The organism is Pseudomonas sp. FGI182 (assembly GCF_000511325.1).
In the GTDB taxonomy this organism is placed as follows: Bacteria; Pseudomonadota; Gammaproteobacteria; order Pseudomonadales; family Pseudomonadaceae; genus Aquipseudomonas; species Aquipseudomonas putida_Z.
This window is the reverse complement of record NZ_CP007012.1, coordinates 307,145-327,023: the sequence shown is the minus strand read 5'-3', so window position 1 is coordinate 327,023 and position 19,879 is coordinate 307,145. Positions and strand designations below refer to the sequence as shown.

Annotated in this window: 19 protein-coding genes and 2 tRNA genes; 14 read left to right on the top strand and 7 right to left on the bottom strand. The window is 61.9% G+C overall.

All coding sequences use genetic code 11. The annotated features are described in order from the left end of the window. Positions 1 to 20 precede the first annotated feature (20 nt). The 4 genes from C163_RS01425 to C163_RS01410 all read right to left on the bottom strand — a co-directional run bounded on the left by C163_RS01425 (position 21) and on the right by C163_RS01410 (position 3,412). A complete protein-coding gene (locus C163_RS01425; protein ID WP_003257483.1) occupies positions 21 to 281 on the bottom strand; it encodes a DUF2164 domain-containing protein in 261 nt (86 codons plus the stop codon). After that, positions 282 to 920 (bottom strand): imidazole glycerol phosphate synthase subunit HisH, encoded by a 639-nt coding sequence (gene hisH, locus C163_RS01420; protein WP_025337371.1) that lies wholly within the window; start codon positions 918 to 920, stop codon positions 282 to 284. Further along, on the bottom strand, positions 921 to 1,514 hold the full coding sequence (gene hisB / locus C163_RS01415; protein ID WP_003255736.1) for an imidazoleglycerol-phosphate dehydratase HisB: 594 nt from the start codon (positions 1,512 to 1,514) through the stop codon (positions 921 to 923). A gap of 236 nt (positions 1,515 to 1,750) precedes the next feature. After that, a complete protein-coding gene (locus C163_RS01410) occupies positions 1,751 to 3,412 on the bottom strand; it encodes an OFA family MFS transporter (RefSeq protein WP_025337370.1) in 1,662 nt (553 codons plus the stop codon). A 417-nt stretch (positions 3,413 to 3,829) separates the two neighbouring features. On the opposite strand from C163_RS01410, the gene C163_RS01405 reads away from it, so the two are divergent. The 5 genes from C163_RS01405 to ppk2 all read left to right on the top strand — a co-directional run bounded on the left by C163_RS01405 (position 3,830) and on the right by ppk2 (position 8,757). Then, the gene (locus C163_RS01405) at positions 3,830 to 6,076 is read left to right on the top strand and encodes an AsmA family protein (protein ID WP_025337369.1); all 2,247 of its coding nucleotides are present in this window, start codon (positions 3,830 to 3,832) and stop codon (positions 6,074 to 6,076) included. Next, positions 6,073 to 7,140: an A/G-specific adenine glycosylase gene (gene mutY, locus C163_RS01400; protein ID WP_013970490.1), complete on the top strand. Its 1,068-nt coding sequence runs from the start codon at positions 6,073 to 6,075 to the stop codon at positions 7,138 to 7,140. The genes C163_RS01405 and mutY overlap by 4 nt, the downstream gene beginning before the upstream one ends. Further along, entirely contained in the window at positions 7,137 to 7,409 is a 273-nt protein-coding gene (locus C163_RS01395; RefSeq protein WP_025337368.1) for an oxidative damage protection protein, read from the top strand. The genes mutY and C163_RS01395 overlap by 4 nt, the downstream gene beginning before the upstream one ends. A gap of 90 nt (positions 7,410 to 7,499) precedes the next feature. After that, positions 7,500 to 7,575 (top strand) — tRNA-Phe (locus tag C163_RS01390). A gap of 207 nt (positions 7,576 to 7,782) precedes the next feature. Beyond that, positions 7,783 to 8,757, top strand: a complete 975-nt coding sequence (gene ppk2, locus C163_RS01385) for a polyphosphate kinase 2 (RefSeq protein WP_025337367.1) — start codon at positions 7,783 to 7,785, stop codon at positions 8,755 to 8,757. 59 nt (positions 8,758 to 8,816) lie between these two features. On the opposite strand, the gene C163_RS01380 is transcribed toward ppk2, so the two are convergent. Continuing rightward, complete coding sequence (locus C163_RS01380) at positions 8,817 to 9,086, bottom strand: hypothetical protein (protein ID WP_025337366.1); 270 nt, start codon at positions 9,084 to 9,086, stop codon at positions 8,817 to 8,819. Between the two features lie 238 nt (positions 9,087 to 9,324). Here C163_RS01380 and C163_RS01375 point away from each other — a divergent pair, with 238 nt between their 5' ends. Beyond that, positions 9,325 to 9,768, top strand: a complete 444-nt coding sequence (locus C163_RS01375; protein ID WP_025337365.1) for a hypothetical protein — start codon at positions 9,325 to 9,327, stop codon at positions 9,766 to 9,768. Positions 9,769 to 9,931: 163 nt separating this feature from the next. Here the strand turns inward: C163_RS01375 and gabP are convergent, their stop codons facing one another. Further along, on the bottom strand, positions 9,932 to 11,317 hold the full coding sequence (gene gabP, locus C163_RS01370; RefSeq protein WP_025337364.1) for a GABA permease: 1,386 nt from the start codon (positions 11,315 to 11,317) through the stop codon (positions 9,932 to 9,934). A 664-nt stretch (positions 11,318 to 11,981) separates the two neighbouring features. On the opposite strand from gabP, the gene C163_RS01365 reads away from it, so the two are divergent. The 5 genes from C163_RS01365 to C163_RS01345 all read left to right on the top strand — a co-directional run bounded on the left by C163_RS01365 (position 11,982) and on the right by C163_RS01345 (position 16,284). Then, positions 11,982 to 12,755, top strand: coding sequence for an ABC transporter ATP-binding protein (locus tag C163_RS01365; RefSeq protein ID WP_003257472.1), 774 nt, complete (start codon positions 11,982 to 11,984; stop codon positions 12,753 to 12,755). A gap of 11 nt (positions 12,756 to 12,766) precedes the next feature. After that, complete coding sequence (locus C163_RS01360; RefSeq protein ID WP_013970486.1) at positions 12,767 to 13,519, top strand: ABC transporter substrate-binding protein; 753 nt, start codon at positions 12,767 to 12,769, stop codon at positions 13,517 to 13,519. Between the two features lie 54 nt (positions 13,520 to 13,573). Beyond that, complete coding sequence (locus tag C163_RS01355; RefSeq protein ID WP_025337363.1) at positions 13,574 to 14,266, top strand: ABC transporter permease; 693 nt, start codon at positions 13,574 to 13,576, stop codon at positions 14,264 to 14,266. Then, positions 14,266 to 14,955: an ABC transporter permease gene (locus C163_RS01350; protein ID WP_015268628.1), complete on the top strand. Its 690-nt coding sequence runs from the start codon at positions 14,266 to 14,268 to the stop codon at positions 14,953 to 14,955. The genes C163_RS01355 and C163_RS01350 overlap by 1 nt, the downstream gene beginning before the upstream one ends. A 123-nt stretch (positions 14,956 to 15,078) precedes the next feature. Then, positions 15,079 to 16,284, top strand: a complete 1,206-nt coding sequence (locus C163_RS01345) for a methyltransferase (RefSeq protein ID WP_025337362.1) — start codon at positions 15,079 to 15,081, stop codon at positions 16,282 to 16,284. Positions 16,285 to 16,672: 388 nt separating this feature from the next. Here C163_RS01345 and C163_RS01340 read toward each other — a convergent pair whose 3' ends face one another. Then, positions 16,673 to 16,963 (bottom strand): DUF3077 domain-containing protein, encoded by a 291-nt coding sequence (locus C163_RS01340; protein WP_025337361.1) that lies wholly within the window; start codon positions 16,961 to 16,963, stop codon positions 16,673 to 16,675. Positions 16,964 to 17,530: 567 nt separating this feature from the next. Here C163_RS01340 and C163_RS01335 point away from each other — a divergent pair. The 3 genes from C163_RS01335 (at position 17,531) to C163_RS01325 (ending at position 19,435) form a co-directional block, all read left to right on the top strand. Continuing rightward, positions 17,531 to 17,779 carry a hypothetical protein gene (locus tag C163_RS01335; RefSeq protein WP_025337360.1) on the top strand — a complete coding sequence of 83 codons (249 nt, stop codon included), beginning with the start codon at positions 17,531 to 17,533 and terminating at the stop codon, positions 17,777 to 17,779. Positions 17,780 to 17,877: 98 nt separating this feature from the next. Continuing rightward, positions 17,878 to 17,953 (top strand) — tRNA-Thr (locus C163_RS01330). 162 nt (positions 17,954 to 18,115) lie between these two features. Continuing rightward, positions 18,116 to 19,435, top strand: coding sequence for an integrase arm-type DNA-binding domain-containing protein (locus tag C163_RS01325; RefSeq protein ID WP_025337359.1), 1,320 nt, complete (start codon positions 18,116 to 18,118; stop codon positions 19,433 to 19,435). Positions 19,436 to 19,879 lie beyond the last annotated feature (444 nt).

The following is a 19,879-nucleotide window of genomic DNA, read 5'->3' as shown; positions in this document are numbered from 1 at the left end:
ACCTGTCTGTTCTTGGGTTTTCAGGGCTTCTCGAGCGCCCACAGATCGCTTTCGATGCTCTCGAACCGCTCCTTGAGGTGCAGCTGAACATCGGCAATCGCCCTGTTGTAGTAAAGGGGTGCAATTTCTTTGCTGAACAGCTCGAGGACTTCGGCCACTTCGAACGACCCCAGCTCCAGCTCGAAACGGTCTTCGAGGAAGCGCTTGAGCGTATGCAGCGCTTCGCGCTCCTGCTCGGGGGCCAGGGTGATGACCGGGGCCTTGGTCTTCGACCTGCTCATTTACCAGCGCCCGTCCCAGGCGACGAAGTTCTGCAGCAGCTGCAGGCCATGGGTATGGCTCTTCTCCGGGTGGAACTGCACGGCAAAGCGCGAGCCATCCGCCAGCGCAGCGGCGAAATCGACACCGTAATGGCCGCGGCCGACCACCTGGGCCGGCTTGCCGGCATTGATGTAGTAGCTGTGCACGAAGTAGAACCGCGCACGATCGGGGATGTCGTGCCACAGCGGGTGGTCGTTGGTCTGGCCGACTTCGTTCCAGCCCATGTGCGGCACCTTCAGATGCTCGCCGTCTTCCTGCAGATCTTTGCCGAAGAAGCGCACCTGGCCGGGGAACATGCCGATGCAGTCGACACCGTCGTTTTCTTCGCTGTGGTCGAGCAGTGCCTGCATACCCACGCAAATGCCGAGGAACGGGCGGTCCTGGCTGACTTCGCGCACCAGGCTGTCGAAGCCCAGGCGGCGGATTTCGGCCATGCAGTCGCGAATCGCGCCCACGCCCGGGAATACCACGCGGTCGGCTTCGCGGATGACCGTGGCATCGCTGGTGACCAGCACCTTACCGGCCCCTACATGCTCGAGCGCCTTGGCCACCGAGTGCAGGTTGCCCATGCCATAGTCGATTACGGCTACCGTCTGCATTTACAGGCACCCTTTGGTGGATGGCATCTGCCCGGCCATGCGCTCGTCGAGGGTAATGGCCATGCGCAGGGCGCGGCCGAAAGCCTTGAACACGGTCTCGATCTGGTGGTGGGTGTTGTGGCCACGCAGGTTGTCGATGTGCAGGGTCACCAGGGCGTGGTTGACGAAGCCCTGGAAGAACTCCTGGAACAGGTCGACATCGAAGCCACCGACGCTGGCGCGGGTGTACGGCACGTGCATCTGCAGGCCCGGGCGACCGGAGAAGTCGATGACCACGCGCGACAGCGCTTCGTCCAGCGGCACATAGGCGTGGCCGTAGCGGAAGATGCCCTTCTTGTCACCGATGGCCTGGGCGAATGCCATGCCCAAGGTGATGCCGACGTCTTCGACGGTATGGTGATCGTCGATATGCGTGTCACCCTTGCACTCGATATCCAGATCGATCAGCCCATGGCGGGCAATCTGGTCCAGCATGTGTTCAAGGAAAGGCACACCGATATCGAATCGGGCCTTGCCACTGCCATCGAGGTTGATCGAGCACTTGACCTGGGTTTCCAGGGTATTGCGCTCGACGGAAGCCTTACGTTCGACCATCACCAGCTCCGCAAAATCATTAGGCGAAAAGGGCTTCATTATAGGCCTAGAACGCGCCGGCTTGAAACGCGGATGACATATGGCAGAACGAGGAATTACGCAGGCTGGATACCGTACAGGTCTATACAACCGGGTGGCCTGGGGCTGCTTTGCAGCCCATCGCGACACAAGGCCGCTCCTACAGGTGAACCCTGTAGGAGCGGCCTTGTGTCGCGATGGGGCGCAAAGCGCCCCAATCAATGGAACAGCACAGCCGTCTTCTGCAGGGTAATCCAAACGCCCCAGGCCAACGGCACGACCACCACTGCCCAGGCCAACAGCACCAGCGGCAGGCTACCCGGTGCCGCCTTCCACTCCAGCGAGCGCGCCCCGTCGGCGCCCTTGTCATGGCTCAACGCCCGCTCGGCAGCCAGTTCGGCATCGCTCATGAAATGCTTGTCGGCCACCGGTCGCACCAGCATGTTGCAGACAAAGCCCAGCACCAGCAGGCCGGCGAGGATGTACAGGGTCATGTCATAAGCAGCCGCACGCTCCACCCCGGCCGCCAACTGGTACTCGCGCAGGTAGGTGATAAGCACCGGTCCCAGCACCCCCGCCGCCGCCCAGGCGGTCAGCAGGCGGCCATGAATGGCGCCGACCATCTGCGTGCCGAACAGGTCGGCCAGGTAGGCCGGTACCGTGGCAAAACCACCACCGTACATCGACAGAATGATGCAGAACGCCGCGACGAACAGCGCCACGTTACCCAGGTGCCCCATGTTCGGCACCAGGCTGTACAAGCCCACGCCCAGGGCAAAGAAGGCGAAATAGGTGTTCTTGCGGCCAATGTAGTCCGAGAACGACGCCCAGAAGAACCGCCCGCCGATGTTGAACAGGCTCAGCAGGCCGGTGAAGCCGGCGGCAATCGCGGCAATCTGCGCCAGCTGGGCGCTGTTCAGCTCGCTGAAGCTCAGCCCGTTGCCCAGCAGCTTGCCGGCGAACACTTCCTGCAGCAACGGCGAAGCCATGCCGAGGATGCCGATACCCGCCGACACGTTCAGGCACAGCACCAGCCAGATCAGCGCGAACTGCGGGGTCCTCCAGGCCATGCTGACGTGCACGTGGCGGTCGGTGACCATGGCGTTGCCAGCTTTCTTCACCGGGGCGCTCCAGCCTTCTGGCTTCCAGCCGGTCGGCGGTATGCGATACGCCAGGGCACCGGCGGTCATGAACACGAAGTAGATCGCCGCCATGACGACGAAGCTCTGCCACACGCCCACTTCCTGCGCATTGCCGAAATGGCCCATCAGCGCGGTGGCCAGCGGTGCACCGACCATGGCCCCGCCACCAAAGCCCATGATCGCCATGCCGGTGGCCATGCCGCGCTTGTCCGGGAACCACTTGATCAGGGTCGACACCGGCGAGATGTAGCCCAGGCCCAGGCCAATACCACCGATTACGCCGGAACCCAGCCACATCAGCCACAGCTGATGGGTTTTCACGCCAATCGCCGAAATCAGCATGCCGCCGCACCAGCACAGCGCCGACACCAGGCCGGCCTTGCGCGGGCCGGCGTGTTCCAGCCAACCACCCAGCACGGCCGCCGAGCAACCGAGGAAGACGAAGAACAGGGTGTAGATCCAGCTCAGCATGGAAATCGGCCAATCGCACTCGGCGCTGAACATACGGGCCATGAAGCCCATGTCCGCTGCGCAGGCAACCGGGGCGGTGATGCCGAGGGCTTGCGACAGCGGCAGCCAGAACACCGAGAAGCCATAGGCCATGCCGATGCACAGGTGGATGGCCAGGGCGGCCGGCGGGACTAGCCAGCGGTTGAAGCCCGGACGGGCGATGATGCGCTCCTTCGACAGGAAGCCTGGCGCACTGGCCAAGGTCCCCGCCGCGACGGTACTGCTCATGGATCAGATCCTTCTTATAGGTAGGGTGCAGGCAAAGCGGCGCAAGGGTAGCAGCATCAAGTAGCGTGAAAGCAATCTGATATCGTTAATTTTTGCTCGGCTGAAACGGTCCTCTTTCTGAAAACCTGCTCTCCCCCTGTAGGAGCGGCCTTGTGTCGCGAAAGGGCTGCGCAGCAGCCCCGACATTACCTGCTGCGAAGCTGAAAGTGCGGGGCCGCTTTGCGCCCCATCGCGACACAAGGCCGCTCCTACAGCGGACCGCATTTCATCGCGGGCTGAAAAATCAAGGTCGAAAGCCGTACCATCTGCCATACACGTAGGAAATGCCCTGTATCTCTAGTCGAATACGCAGGGGCAACCACTGCGGCGCTATACTCTGGCGCTTGAATTTCAAAAACGGACTACAAGGACTCGCCCATGAAAGCGTTCGGCAAAATCCTGGGACTAGGGCTTCTCGGGTTGCTGCTGATCATCGTGGCGCTGGGCTTCGCCCTGACCCACCTCTTCGATCCCAACGACTACAAAGACGAGATTCGCCAGCTGGCACGTGACAAGGCTCACGTCGAGCTGACCCTCAACGGTGACATTGGCTGGAGCCTGTTCCCGTGGCTGGGCCTGGAGTTGCACGAAGCGAGCATTGCCACCTTGAACAAACCCAAGGAGCCGTTCGCCGACCTGCAGATGCTCGGGCTTTCTGTACGTGTGCTGCCACTGCTGCGCCGCGAAGTGCAGATGAGCGACGTGCGCGTCGAGGGCCTGAACCTGACCCTGGCCCGTGACGAACAGGGCCATGGCAACTGGGAAGACATCGGCAAGCCGCTGCCCGCGCAGAACGGCGCCAGCGCCGATGCGCAGGCCAGTGCTCCGGCCCAGGCAACGGCCGAACAGGCGTCGGCACCGGTCGCCAGCAACGAACGCGCCGTCAAGCTGGACATCGACAGCCTGACCGTGAACAACGCCCGCGTGCAGTACACCGATGCCAAGACCGGCCAGAGCTACAGCGCCGAAAGCATCCAGCTGAGCACCGGCCCGGTCCACGAAGGGGCGAACATTCCGCTCAAGGCCAGCGCCTTCCTCAGTGCCAGCCAGCCGAACATCAAGGCCCGCACCGAACTGGCCGGCGAGCTGCGCTTCGACCGCAAGCTCAAGCGCTACAACTTCGAAGACATGCGCCTGTCTGGCGAAACCTCGGGTGAGCCCACCAGCGGCAAGACCGTGACCTTCGCCGCCCAAGGCCAGTTGCTGGTCGACCTGGCCGCCAATGTCGCCTCGTGGAACGGCCTGAAAGTCTCGGCCAACCAGCTGCGCGCCCTGGGCGAGCTGAACCTGCGAGACCTGGACAAGGTGCCACAGCTGAGCGGCGGCCTGTCCATCGCCCAGTTCGACCTGCGCACCTTCCTCGACAGCATCGGCCGCCCGCTGCCGGCCACCAACGACCCGGCGGCCTTCGCCAAGCTGGAACTGGTCACCCGCCTGCAGGGCACGCCGAACAGCCTGGCCCTGGAAGACCTGGCGGTGAAGCTGGACGACAGCACCTTCAGTGGCCGCGTGGCCGTCGAAGACTTCGCCAAACAGGCCCTGCGCCTGCAGCTCAAGGGCGACACCTTCAACGCCGACCGCTACCTGCCGGCCAAGAGTGAAGAGGCCAAGGGCGCCACCGCCGCGCGCCAGGCCGAGGTCAAGCAACAGGAAGCCAGCGCGGTCGCCGGCCCTGGCACCACGCCACTTCCCAACGCCCCGACCCAGGTCGCCTGGAGCGACGACAAGCTGCTGCCGGTCGACCGCCTGCGCGCCCTCGACTTGCAGGCCGACCTGGCCTTCGGCTCGCTGACCCTGGACAAACTGCCGATCGAAGACGCCCAGCTCAAGGCTATCGGCCAGGACGGCCTGCTGACCCTGCAAACCCTGCGCGGTGAACTGTACAACGGCACCTTCGAGGCCAAGGGCACCGTCGACGTGCGCCCTGCCGTGCCGCAACTGGGCGTCAACACCAGCATCCAGCGGGTGCCGGTGGAACACTTCATCAAGACCGAGGGCAAGGAACAGACGCCACCGGTCAAAGGCCTGCTGACCCTGACCAGCGACCTGACCGCCACCGGCAACAGCCAGAAGGCCCTGGTCGACACCCTCAACGGCAACGCCAACTTCGTCATCAACGACGGCGTGCTGGTCAATGCCAACCTGGAACAGCAGCTGTGCAAGGCCATCGCCACGCTGAACCGCAAATCGCTCACCGGCGAGCCTCGCGGCAAGGACACCCCGTTCCAGGAACTGCGTGGCAGCCTGGTAGTACGCAATGGCGTCGCCAACAACCCGGACCTCAAGGCACGCATTCCGGGCCTGACCGTCAATGGCCATGGTGACCTCGACCTGCGTGTACTGGGCATGGACTACAACGTTGGCGTGGTCGTCGAAGGCGACCGGCGCGCCATGCCGGACCCGGCCTGCCAGGTCAACGAACGCTATGTGGGTGTCGAAATACCGCTGCGCTGCCGCGGCCCGCTGGAGCTGGGCGCCAAAGCCTGCCGCCTGGACCAGGACGGCCTGGGCAAGGTTGCCGCCAAGGTGGCCGGCAACCGCCTGCAGGACAAGATCGATGAAAAACTCGGAGACAAAGTGAGCCCGGAACTGAAAGACGCGCTCAAGGGGCTGTTCAAGCGATGAGCCCCGAGCAGTTCTCCAGCGCAGTGCTGGATTGGTATGACGAACACGGCCGGCACGACCTGCCCTGGCAACAGGGCATCAACCCGTACCGGGTGTGGGTGTCGGAAATCATGTTGCAGCAGACCCAGGTCAGCACCGTGCTCAACTACTTCGACCGCTTCATGCAGGCCCTGCCGACCGTGCAGGCCCTGGCCGAGGCGCCGGAGGACGAGGTGCTGCACCTGTGGACGGGCCTGGGCTACTACACCCGGGCACGCAACCTGCAAAAGGCCGCGAAGATCGTGGTCGAACAGCATGGCGGCGAATTCCCGCGCAGTGTCGAGCAGCTCACCGAGCTGCCCGGCATCGGCCGCTCCACCGCCGGTGCCATCGCCAGCATAAGCATGGGCATCCGCGCACCGATCCTCGACGGCAACGTCAAGCGCGTGCTGGCCCGCTACACCGCCCAGGCCGGCTACCCCGGCGAACCCAAGGTAGCCAACCAGCTGTGGGCCACGGCCGAACGCTTTACCCCGCAGCAGCGAGCCAACCACTACACCCAGGCGATGATGGACATGGGCGCCACGCTGTGCACCCGCAGCAAGCCCAGCTGCCTGATCTGCCCGCTGCAGCGCGGCTGCGAAGCGCACCTGCACGGTGAAGAAACCCGCTACCCCGAACCCAAGCCGCGCAAGGCACTGCCGCAACGCCGCACACTGATGCCACTGCTGGCCAACCACGAAGGCGCCATCCTGCTTTACCGCCGCCCGTCCAGCGGCCTGTGGGGTGGTTTGTGGAGCCTGCCGGAGCTGGACGACATCGCCCAGCTCGACGATCTGGCCTACCAGCACGGCCTGCGCCTGGCTGACAGCCGCGCCATGGACGGCCTGACCCATACCTTCAGCCACTTCCAGCTGGCGATCGAGCCCTGGCTGGTGCGCGTCGACCCGGTCGGCCAGCACGTGGCCGAGGCCGACTGGCTCTGGTATAACCTCGCCACCCCACCGCGCCTGGGCCTCGCCGCCCCGGTGAAAAAGCTGCTCAAACGCGCGGCCGACGAACTGATTGCAGGAGACGCCCGATGACCCGCACCGTGATGTGCCGCAAGTACAAAGAAGAACTGCCAGGCCTGGAGCGCCCGCCCTACCCCGGCGCCAAGGGCCAGGACATCTTCGAACACATCTCGCAGAAAGCCTGGGCCGACTGGCAGAAGCACCAGACCATGCTGATCAACGAAAAGCGCCTGAACATGATGAACGGCGAGGACCGCAAATTCCTCCAGGGCGAGATGGACAAGTTTTTCGCCGGCGAAGAATACGCCCAGGCGGAAGGCTACGTTCCACCCTCGGAATGACCCCACGGAACGTAAGCGACGGAATTAATTTAAAATTTTTTCAAAAAGTCGTTGACGAGCGGTCTGAAAGTCTATTTAATTCACCTCGTCGCCCAGATAGCTCAGTCGGTAGAGCAGAGGATTGAAAATCCTCGTGTCGGCGGTTCGACTCCGTCTCTGGGCACCACCTTCAAGCTTCTGGTGGTTGCAAAGTTACCCGAAGCGACAACAAGAAACCCGCCTAGTGCGGGTTTTTTGTTGTCTGTGAGTTTTCATAATCCAACAGCTTCAATCCTCAAATCCCCTCACGTCTCATTGATAGACATCAAATAGCTATCACTCGCTCACCTTCACAATCGAAGACGGACATCCGACTCGACCCGCAAGGACCTCCATGAGCGAAGAATCCCCCCTCCTACTCCCCGCCCCCAGCGAGCCCGCCATCACCCCAGCCCGCACGCGCCGCCCACGCCAGCGCAAGCCGGAGCCGACGATCACCAGCATCAGCCAGCAACCTGCTGCACTGGAAGTCGCCACCGCCCCCAAGGGCAGCAACGAAGACAGCACCTCGGCCCGCCTGCCGGCCAGCTACCCCTACCGCACCCGCCTGCGCCGCCAGGACTACGAAAAGGCCAAGCACGCACTGCAGATCGAGTTGCTGAAGGTACAAAGCTGGGTGAAGGAAACCGGCCAGCGCGTGGTGATCCTGTTCGAAGGGCGCGATGCCGCAGGCAAGGGCGGCACCATCAAGCGGTTCATGGAGCACCTCAACCCTCGTGGTGCACGCATCGTTGCCCTGGAAAAGCCTTCCGAGCAGGAAAAAGGCCAGTGGTACTTCCAGCGCTACATCCAGCATCTGCCCACTGCGGGGGAAATGGTGTTCTTCGACCGATCCTGGTACAACCGCGCCGGCGTCGAAAAGGTGATGGACTTCTGCACGCCGCTGCAATACCTGGAATTCATGCGCCAGGCCCCGGAGCTGGAGCGGATGTTGTGCAACAGCGGCATCCTGCTGTTCAAGTACTGGTTTTCGGTGAACCGCGAAGAGCAACTGCGCCGCTTCATCTCGCGCCGGGACGACCCGCTAAAGCATTGGAAGCTGTCACCCATCGACATCAAGTCGCTGGACAAGTGGGAAGACTACACGGCAGCCAAGGAGGCGATGTTCTTCCATACCGATACTGCCGATGCGCCATGGACCGTGATCAAGTCCGATGACAAGAAGCGTGCGCGGATCAATTGCATCCGGCACTTTCTGCATTCGCTGGATTATCCGGGGAAGAACCACAGTGTGGCGCATGCGCCGGATGAGTTGCTGGTCGGTCGGGCTTCGCGGGGGTTCGAAGAAGATGGGTTGGCGCAACCATAGACTGAAGGTTCACGCCAACGCCAGCCATCCGCAACCCAAGAAGGACTGCGGATCGAACCTTAGTCCTCGTCAGCTTCTTCGTCTGCCCCCACATCAGGCATGGAGCGAAGATGTTCGAAGGCGTCTTCGGTCATGTAGCCCAGGTAGGAGACACTATGCAAACCGAGGCCGCTCTTGAAACGTTTATCGTTCTCATAAAGATCGGCCATAATTGCGCCGAGATCCTCCTTCGTGATCCGCGGCCCATCGCAGGGGGCGAATCCGCTCGGAAAGACAAGGCGACCTTTTTTGGTATAACCGTATAGGGTGACAAGATAGAAATGCTTCATTGTTCTCTCCTTTTGCGCAGACCTACGCGTGCTCAAAGCGCCGATCCATTATCGAAATTGGCTGTCGCCTGGCGTGAGTGACAGCAGGAGAGAAGCTACTGACGTTGCGCAATCGCCATAATCGGGATACGAATCCCTGGTACATCTGACAGCCTATGCCGAAAAGGGGCACAGCTTGGGTTTCTCTGGTAATTGCGCTTCAATACGCGCACTTTTCAGACACGCCCAAGGATTCCCCATGGCCACCCCCACCAAGCAACAGAAACGCGCCAAGCGCGCCGCCAGCAAGGCCAAGCAGAACCGCATGGTACGCAGCGGCCAGGCAGTCAAGGCCAACGCAGGCGACAGCGCCAGCATCGAGCAGGTGTACAACAAGGCCATGGAATCGGGCAGCTACGACCCGCTGTTCAAGAAAATGAAGGAAGCCCAGGAAGGCGGCCTGGTGCCGATGATTTCGGTGTTCCTGGTAGACCCGCTGCTGGCCCTGGTGCTCAAGGGGCACAAGGAAGAACACGCCACCGACTACATCGTGCTGGTGTTCAATGCCTACCGTAAATGGCTGGACGGGGCCGACGAAGAGGCCACCATGGCCTGGCTGGAGAGCGATGAGTTCCAGGCAGCCTATGTGGCGGCTTCGGAGCTGGTTGCCAAGCAGCAACAGCAGCAGAAGCAGTTTGGCTGACAGGGCCATGTGACCTGCCCCGGCCCTTCGCGGGTAAGCCCGCTCCCACAAATTGCAGTGATATCCCTGTGGGAGCGGGCAAGCCCGCGAAAGGGCCGGAACAGGCAACAAAAAAGGCCGCGCCCTTCACAGGACGCGGCCTTTTCATTTCAGCCAGCGCGGATCAGTTATCCAGCGCCACCCGCCCGGCAGCTTCACGCTTGCGGTGCACCAGCAAGCCAGCCGCCACCACACCAATGCTCAGCAATGCGGTCGCGATGATTTCGGCGCGGTGGTCCTCACGCAGCGCCATTACCACCAGGATGGCAATGATGAAGGCAATGGTCGCCCAGGTCAGGCCCGGGAACAGCCACATCTTGAAAGTGATCTTCTCGCCGCGGGCCTCACGCTGGGCGCGCATGCGCAGCTGCGACACGGCAATCACCAGGTAAACCAGCAGCGCAATGGCACCAGAGCTGGCCAGCAGGAACTCAAATACCTGGGCCGGGGCCACGAAGTTGGCGAACACACAGAGGAACGCCGCTGCAGTGGACAGCAGAACCGCCACATGCGGGGTAGCCGACTTGGTGGTGCGCTGGGCAATGGCCGGGGCGTCACCACGCTTGCTCAGCGAGAACAGCATGCGCGACGAGGTGTACAGCGCCGAGTTCAGGCAGCTGGTCACGGCGATCAGCACGACGATGTCGACGATCAGCTTGGCATTCGGCACGCCGATGCGGCTCAGCACGGTCTGGTAGGAACCGGTCTCGGCCAGGGCCGGGTCGTTCCACGGTACCAGGGCCACGACCAGGAAGATCGACACCAGGTAGAACAGGCAGATACGCCAGATCACCGAGTTGGTGGCGCGGCTGATCTGCTTGCCCGGGTCCTTCGACTCGGCAGCGGCGATGGTAACGATTTCGGTACCCATGAACGAGAACATGGTGGTCAGCATGGCTGCCAGCACCGCGCCCAGGCCGTTAGGCATGAAGCCCTGGGTGTCGAACAGGTGGCTGGCACCGCTTACCTGGCTGCTCGGCACAAAGCCGAACATGGCAGCACAACCCACAGCGATGAAGCCGATGATCGCCAGCACCTTGAGCAGGGCGAACCAGAACTCGAACTCGCCGTAGTTCTTCACGCTGCACAGGTTGGTCAGGGTCAGCGCCAGGGTGATGACCAGGGAGAACGCCCACAGGTCGACCGCAGGGAACCAGGCATGCAGGATGGCCGCGGCGGCGTTGGCCTCCAGCGGAATTACCAGTACCCAGAACCACCAGTACAGCCAGCCAATGGTGAAACCGGCCCAGCGCCCAATGGCGCGGTCGGCATATGTAGAGAACGAACCGGTGTCAGGCGAGGCGACAGCCATTTCACCCAACATGCGCATCACCAGCACGACCAGCGTACCGGCGGCAGCGTAAGCCAGCAGCACGGCTGGGCCGGCAGCAGCGATGGCGTGGCCGGAGCCAACGAACAGGCCGGCACCGATGACGCCAGCGATGGACAGCATGGTCACATGCCGTTGTTTGAGCCCCTGAGCGAGGTCATTGGAATTGTTACCGCTCATTAAAACTACCTTTGTAAGGAGTGGACCACTCCGACTGCGGTTACGGAGCGCGCCTGGGGTTGACCTGGGCGTCGCTGCAATCGGCGGTTTCCTACTGGCAATAAGCGCGCCATGTGCTGAATGCATTCGTCAGAAAAGTCGGCAGGCCTTTTAGCATGCGGTTTGGAGGGCTTTCGGCCAACGACTGACCGAAAGGCCGCCAAATCATCGGATTACTGAAATACCCACTTACAAACGCACCAAAGGTGCTCCCCGGTAACACCTGTGCACCGCTGCAATGCAAAAAAGTGCAACCTAGAGGTACAACCTGAAGACCTGACCGCCCCCGTTCGCGGGCATGCCCGCTCCCACAGGTCAGGTGCAACCATTTGAGCTTTTTAAAGAACCTGTGGGAGCGGGTGTGCCCGCGAAAGGTCTAAAACCGCTTCCATGAGCGGGCCAAAGCTGGCACCATCGCGCCTTTTTTCATCAAGGCTCTGGTGCTGGGCGACACCTTCGCGGACATCCGCGCGACGTTGCGCTGCAACGATGCGACAAACTGCCCCACCAGCGCCCCGAGTCCCCAGCGACCCTGTTGGCCGTGATAATGCCGCTATGCTAGCTTGGCGCACGCCAGGAAGGCCGCCAACAGCTGGGAACGCACCCGTACACATGAGGACCGCACATGGCTCAGGCCACGCCCGCGCTGGAAATCCGCAATCTGCACAAACGCTACGGCGAGCAGGAAATTCTCAAGGGCATTTCGCTGACCGCACGCGACGGTGACGTGATCTCCATCCTGGGGTCGTCCGGCTCCGGCAAGTCCACCCTGCTGCGCTGCATCAACCTGCTCGAAAACCCGCACCAGGGCGAAATCCTGGTTGCCGGTGAAGCCCTCAAGCTCAAGGCCGCCAAGAACGGCGACCTGGTCGCCGCCGACAACCGCCAGATCAACCGCCTGCGCAGCGAGATCGGTTTCGTCTTCCAGAACTTCAACCTGTGGCCGCACATGTCGATCCTCGACAACATCATCGAGGCGCCACGCCGCGTGCTCGGCCAGAGCAAGGCCGAGGCCATCGAAGCCGCCGAAGCCCTGCTGAACAAGGTGGGCATCTACGACAAGCGTCACAGCTATCCCGCCCAGCTTTCCGGTGGCCAGCAACAGCGCGCCGCCATTGCCCGTACCCTGGCCATGAAGCCCAAGGTCATCCTGTTCGACGAGCCAACTTCGGCGCTCGATCCGGAAATGGTCCAGGAAGTGCTAAACGTTATCCGCGCATTGGCCGAAGAAGGCCGTACCATGCTGCTGGTGACGCACGAGATGAGCTTTGCCCGCCATGTGTCCAGTGAAGTCGTCTTCCTGCACCAGGGCCTGGTCGAAGAGCAGGGATCGCCGCAGCAGGTCTTCGAGAACCCGACCTCGGCGCGTTGCAAGCAATTCATGTCCAGCCACCGCTAACGGAGCAATACATGCACACTTACAAGAAGTTCCTCCTGGCAGCTGCTGCCACGCTGGTGATGTCGGCCAACGCCCTGGCCGCAGAAAAACTGCGCATGGGTATCGAAGCCGCCTACCCACCGTTCAACAACAAGGATGCCAGCGGTAACGTGGTCGGCTTCGACAAAGACATCGGCGACGCCCTGTGCGCCAAGATGAAAGTCGAGTGTTCGGTCGTCACCTCCGACTGGGACGGCATCATCCCGGCCCTGAACGCCAAGAAGTTCGACTTCCTGGTGTCGTCGCTGTCGATCACCGACGAGCGCAAACAGGCCGTGGACTTCACCGAGCCGTACTACTCCAACAAGCTGCAGTTCATCGCGCCGAAAAACGTCGACTTCAAGACTGACAAACCTTCGCTGAAGGGCAAGGTCATTGGCACCCAGCGCGCAACCTTGGCTGGCACCTACCTTGAAGACAACTACCCGGATGTCGAGATCAAACTCTACGACACCCAGGAAAACGCCTACCTCGACCTGGTTTCCGGCCGCATCGACGGCATCCTGGCCGACAAGTACGTGCAGTACGAGTGGCTGAAGAGCAAAGACGGCTCGAACTTCGAGTTCAAGGGCGAGCCGGTGATGGACAGCGACAAGATCGGCATTGCCGTGCGCAAGGGTGACACCAAGCTGCGCGACGACCTGAACAAGGCCCTGGCAGAAATCAAGGCCGACGGCACGTACAAGAAGATCAACGACAAGTACTTCCCGTTCAGCATCGAATGATCCGCCCCGACCGGCGCGCCCTTGCGGCGCGCCAGTCCCTAGAATGACCTGCCCATGAATATCGACCTGCACGGATTCGGTCCGGCCATGATGGCCGGCACCCTGATGACCGTAAAACTGGCGCTTTGCGCCTTGCTGCTGGGCCTGGTCCTGGGCCTGCTCGGCGCCCTGGCCAAGACTTCCTCGATCAAGCCGCTGCAATGGCTTGGTGGCTTCTATTCGACCCTGGTTCGCGGCGTGCCCGAACTGCTGTGGGTACTGCTTATCTATTTCGGCACCGTCGGCTTGATGAACGCCCTCGGTGAAGCCCTGAACATGCCGGGCCTGGAGCTCAGCGCCTTCGCGGCGGGCGTGATCGCCCTGGGCCTGTGCTTCGGCGCCTATGCCACCGAAGTGTTCCGTGGCGCCATCCTGGCGATCCCCAAGGGCCACCGTGAAGCCGGCCTGGCGCTTGGCCTGTCCAAAGGCCGCATCCTGTCGCGGATCATCCTGCCGCAGATGTGGCGCATCGCCCTGCCCGGCCTTGGCAACCTGTTCATGATCCTGATGAAGGACACCGCCCTGGTGTCGGTGATCGGCCTGGAAGAAATCATGCGCCACGCACAAATCGGCGTGACCGTGACCAAAGAGCCGTTCACCTTCTACATGGTTGCGGCCTGCATCTACCTGAGCCTGACCATCATTGCCATGACCGGCATGCACTTCATGGAAAAACGCGCCGCTCGCGGCTTTGCGAGGGCCGAATAATGAATTGGGAAGTCATCATCAAATGGCTGCCACGCCTGGCCCAGGGTGCGACCCTGACCCTGGAGCTGGTAGCCATTGCAGTGGTTGCCGGATTGATCCTGGCCATCCCGCTGGGCATCGCCCGCTCCTCGCGCCACTGGTATGTGCGCGCGGTGCCGTTCAGCTACATCTTCTTCTTCCGTGGCACGCCGCTGCTGGTGCAGCTGTTCCTGGTCTACTACGGCCTGGCGCAGTTCGACGCGGTGCGTTCGAGTTCGCTGTGGCCGTACCTGCGCGATCCGTTCTGGTGCACCGTGCTGACCATGACCCTGCACACTGCTGCCTACATCGCCGAGATCCTGCGCGGCGCGCTGCAGTCGATCCCCAAGGGGGAGATCGAGGCGGCGCGGGCGCTGGGCATGTCGCGGGGCAAGACACTGTTCTACATCATGCTGCCACGCGCCGCGCGCATCGGCCTGCCGGCGTACAGCAACGAAGTGATCCTGATGCTCAAGGCCAGCGCCCTGGCCAGTACCGTGACCCTGCTGGAACTGACCGGCATGGCCCGTACCATCATCGCCCGCACCTACCTGCCGGTAGAGATCTTCTTTGCCGCCGGGGTGTTCTACCTGGTGATCTCGTTCGTGCTGGTGCAGGGCTTCAAGCTGCTGGAGCGCTGGTTGCGCGTGGATGCGTGCCAGGGCCGCTGAGATCACTTAGCTTTCTTCGCGGGTAAACCCGCTCCCACAGGGTCCCGCAGCCCTCAAGCTGTGCACTATACCTGTGGGAGCGGGTTCACCCGCGAAGAGGCCCTGAAAACCAACACACATCCCATGCCCAACCACCTCCACAGCCCCCACCTAAGCACCCGCTTCCAGGCCCTCGACCAGTTCCTGATCGAGCACCAGCAGCTGTGGAAACCCCGCCCCTTCACCAGCCTGCAGCTGGCCTGGGAAACCGCCCACCCCGAGCTTGCCGCCCACCTGCGCCAATGCTCCCTGGCAGACGCCGAAACCGACACCACCGCAGCCCCGTTGCCCGCCCCGTTCCCGCAACTGGCCCAGCAAGCCCGACAGCTTTCGGCACTCGGCAACCTCCCGGAAACCGACCTGCCCCCCGCCGCGCACCGCCTCGACGTAGCCGTCCCCGGCCGCAAATGGCAGCAGATCGAAGCCTTCGCCAGCCACCTGGCCTTCCGCGAACAGCCTCGTCACTGGCTGGACTGGTGCTCCGGCAAAGGCCACCTGGGCCGCCGCCTGCTGCAACCCGGCCAACACCTGACCTGCCTGGAATACGACGCCGAACTGGTCGCTGCCGGCCAAGCCCTGAGCACGCACCACCACTTGCCGGCGCAGCATGTGCACCAGGATGTGATGGCCAACGACAGCGCCCGCCACCTGGCTGGCGACAAAAGCGTGGTCGCCCTGCACGCCTGTGGCGACCTGCATGTGCGCCTGATGCAACTGGCCAGCCAGCAAGGTTGCCGGCAACTGGCCGTGGCCCCCTGCTGCTACAACCGCATCGCGGCGCAGCAGTACCAAGCGTTATCCACAGCCGCCCAAGCCTCCAGCCTGCGGCTTTCACTGGACGACCTGGGCTTGCCCTTGAGCGAAACCGTTACCGCCGGCGCCCGCGTGCGACGCCAGCGCGACACCTCGATGGCCCGGCGCCTGGGCTTCGACCTGCTGCAACGCCAGCAGCGCCAGACCGACGAGTACCTGCCAACACCGTCGCTACCCGTGGCCTGGCTGGAGAAGCCCTTCGAGCAGTACTGCCGCGACCTGGCCGAACTCAAGCAATTGCAGCTGACTGGCAACCCGGACTGGGCAGCCCTGGAAGCCGCAGGCTGGCAACGCCTGGCCGAGGTCCGCAACCTGGAGCGCGTGCGCAACCTGTTCCGCCGGCCGCTGGAGCTGTGGCTGGTACTCGATCGCGCCCTGTTCCTCGAAGAACAAGGCTACAACGTGCGCCTTGGCCTGTTCTGCGACTACCCACTCACCCCGCGCAACCTGCTAATTCTTGCCGAACGCGACCGTTAGCCGCAGCACAACCTGTGGATAACTCTGTGAACAAGCTTGTGATTACCTGTTGGATCCAAGCGCTATTTCAAGCGTTTCGCTTATTCCAGCTTGCGCGTCAAGGCCAGTAAAAACAGGCGTTTGCGCAAAGACCGGCGGTGTATCGATCCGGCATGCCTTTCGCGCAAGGCGCCGATGCCACTTGTGCATAAACATTTCTTGTGGTTGGCGACTGCGTCTAAAGCCTTACCCAGAATGGCCTGATTTACGCGGTCCCTTGTAGGAGCGGCCTTGTGTCGCGAAAGGGCTGCAACGCAGCCCCAGCGATCTCTGCAAATACGCCAAAAACGGGGGCCGCTTTGCGGCCCATCGCGACACAAGGCCGCTCCTACAATGACCGCGTGAGCCTTCAATGCGCCTTATTCTTGGCAATCTCGATATCGTTCATCAGCGCCTTGGCCATGTCGCACAGATAATCGGCGGCGCCCAGGAATTTATGGTCATCCTCCATATCCCCCTCGCGCACCAGATGCTTGATGTAGCCCATCAGAATCGAGACATGTTCGTAGGCAGCATCGACGGGGACGCCAGGCTCGACGCGTAGCAGATTGAGGGATGGGTTACCGGCTGCGAGGAAGGTTTCCACGCCTGCGGTGGTGATTGGCTTGGGGCTGCGGGGCTCAGTATCAATCGTTTTCAATTTTCAAACTCCCTAGTTCAAAGGAGTTGCCGTGTTCATTCTTTCTCACGGAACAAAGGCGGCAACCGTGCACGAGGTGAGAAACCGAGTGAACATAGGAAGCTCGGCCAGACCAAGGTCTGCCCGCGCACGGTCGCCATTACGCAGCCGATACGTTCAAAATCGGGTTCTCACACCCGGTCGCCAGAGCGACCCGAAAACGGTATCCGTGAGCCATTTCCCCGACAACAGCGATACTTCGGCGGCGCGCGTAGGATAGTTCCGAAGCCACCAAACCCTGAAGTTGTTAGCCCTAAAGTTCAGAATCTTCGTACAGCTGATGGCCCTTTCGCGGGCGCGCCCGCTCCCACAGGTACTACACAGTTTCAAGGCTTGTGGAGATCCTGTGGGAGCGGGCAAGCCCGCGAATAGGCCATCACAAGCAACACAAAGCTAATGCCCGACCACCGCAACGGTGTATCATCCGCTCCCCAAATCATTAAAAAGTGACGTCGCGCGCTGCCCGCCAGCCCCGCGACCTTCTGGCGTTGCGCCAGAACCGACAATGGACTAACGGACCCGACCATCGTGACCCAAGCCAAGCCCCTCGCCCTGCTGACCCTCACCCTGGCCCTGACCGGCTGCGCCAGCGGCACCGCTCCCCACCCCACCAGCAGCCTGGGCTGGAACCACCCCGGCATGCAGCTGGGCGGCGACAACGGCCTGCCCCTGCGCACCGAAAGCCCCTGCCGCAAGCGCGGCTGCGACAACGACAAGCTGTTCTTCAACCCGGGCAAAACCGAGCCGAGCGTCACCACTATCCATCGCGGCTGGTAGGAAAATTCTTCTTTCAGGTCGGTGACTTAGGTCATTTGCGAACATTCGCAACGAAGTGGTTTACAGGCGCCAACCGATCGTTATAATGACGCCCCATTGCCGGTATAGCTCAGATGGTAGAGCAACTGACTTGTAATCAGTAGGTCCCGGGTTCGATTCCTGGTGCCGGCACCATTCAAGGTTCCATAGAAAGCTTTCAAAATCTCTGGAACCCCCGAAAAACCCGCCTTCTGGCGGGTTTTTTCGTTTTGGCGTTCCGTCGGATTCCGAGGGTAGCCAGCGCTAATAAGGGTACTTTTAAGGATACCTACCAATTCGACATTGGAAAGTACCCTTATGGCTCGCACAACGGCTCCCCTTACCGACAACGCCTGCCGCACTGCAAAGGCTCGCGAACGTGAGTACAAGCTTTTTGACGGCGATGGCCTTTACCTGCTCGTGAAGCCCAACGGTCGCAAAGGCTGGCGGCTCAGGTACGTGAAGCCCGATGGTCGCGAGGGCCTGACCTCACTCGGCAATTACCCGGTGGTCGGGCTGGCTGACGCTCGCCACAAGCGCTTCGAGCTCAAACAGCAGCTCGCCAACGGCATTGACCCTATACAATCCAAGCAGCAGGCCAAGGTGCAAGCCGTGATCAATGGCCGCACCTTCGAAAGCGTTGCGCTCGATTGGTATGCCGGGATGGTGCCGAAGTGGGCGCCAGGCCATGCCAAGACTGTGCTCAGCCGGTTGAAGACTCACGTATTCCCTTTGCTCGGTGCCAGGGCAATCGTTGAACTCGACACCCACGACCTCATGCAGCCACTGGAAGCCGTGACGAAGCGCGGCACCATCGACGTGGCGCTCAGGATCAAGAACTACCTGCAAAGCATCATGCGCGAAGCCAAACGGCTGCGACTGATCACGGCGAACCCGGCTCACGACCTCGATGGCTCGATCAAAACGCCACGGGTTACACATCGACCCGCACTACCCTTATCGCGGTTGCCTGAGCTACAGGCGCGTATCGACGGCTACAAAGGTCGCCCGCTCACGCGCCTCACGGTGATGCTATCGCTGCACGTGTTCGTGCGCTCCAGTGAACTGCGCTTCGCCCGTTGGAACGAGTTTGACCTCAAGCGTGGCATCTGGGAGATCCCCGACACCCGCCCGGCGCTGGACGGAGTACCCTTTTCCACAAGGGGTACAAAAATGGCCGGGGATATCCACGTTGTACCCTTATCGCCGCAGGCAGTGGCCTTGCTTGAGCAGATCCACGCGATCACCGGCAAGTTCGAGCTGGTGTTCGCGGGGGATGCCAAACCGTGGAAGCCGATGTCCGAGAACACGGTGAACGCCGCGCTAAGGACGATGGGCTATGACACCAAGGTGGATATCTGCGGCCACGGGTTCCGAGCCATGGCGTGCAGTGCGCTGGTCGAGTCCGGGCTGTGGTCGGAGACGGCTATCGAGCGGCAGATGAGTCACAAAGAGCGCAACAACGTACGGGCCGCTTATACCCACAAGGCCGAGTTCCTCGAAGAGCGCCGGATGATCATGACCTGGTGGAGCCGGTTTCTGGAGGCGAACCGCGAGGACCATGTGACGCCGCACGAGTTTGCCAAGCAGACGGGCGAGAACGTCACGCGCCTTCGCGGTGCCAAGAGGACCGAGTAACCCGCCGCACACCACCTCAACTCGCTGTGAAGTTACCCACAGCACCGCATGAAGCTCCTCCGCGCGGGTCCTTTCAAACGGGGCTGCAAAGCCGCCCCGTTTGAAAGGACCATACCTAAGAAAAAAAACCGCTGGCACAGCGTACGTCTGTGGAAAACCACAGATGTCCACCGGGGGATAGTTTTATCCACAGGCGCTAAATCCTTGAAATCGCTTTGCTTGACTAACATTGTCCACAGGCGTAGACCGGGAGTTGCAAGCGCTGTCGATGACAGCACCCTAGGTGACCCGAACCTTAAAGGTCACGCCGCTCCCGCGGTGGTTCTTCCCAAGGGCGATTCGCATCCGGCAGCTCGCCCGGTCACTACCCATGTGATGGATGCTCTTACACATAAAGCGCTCGTGCGCCAGATGCTCCGTACCTCGCTGCCCTGCAGCAACCTA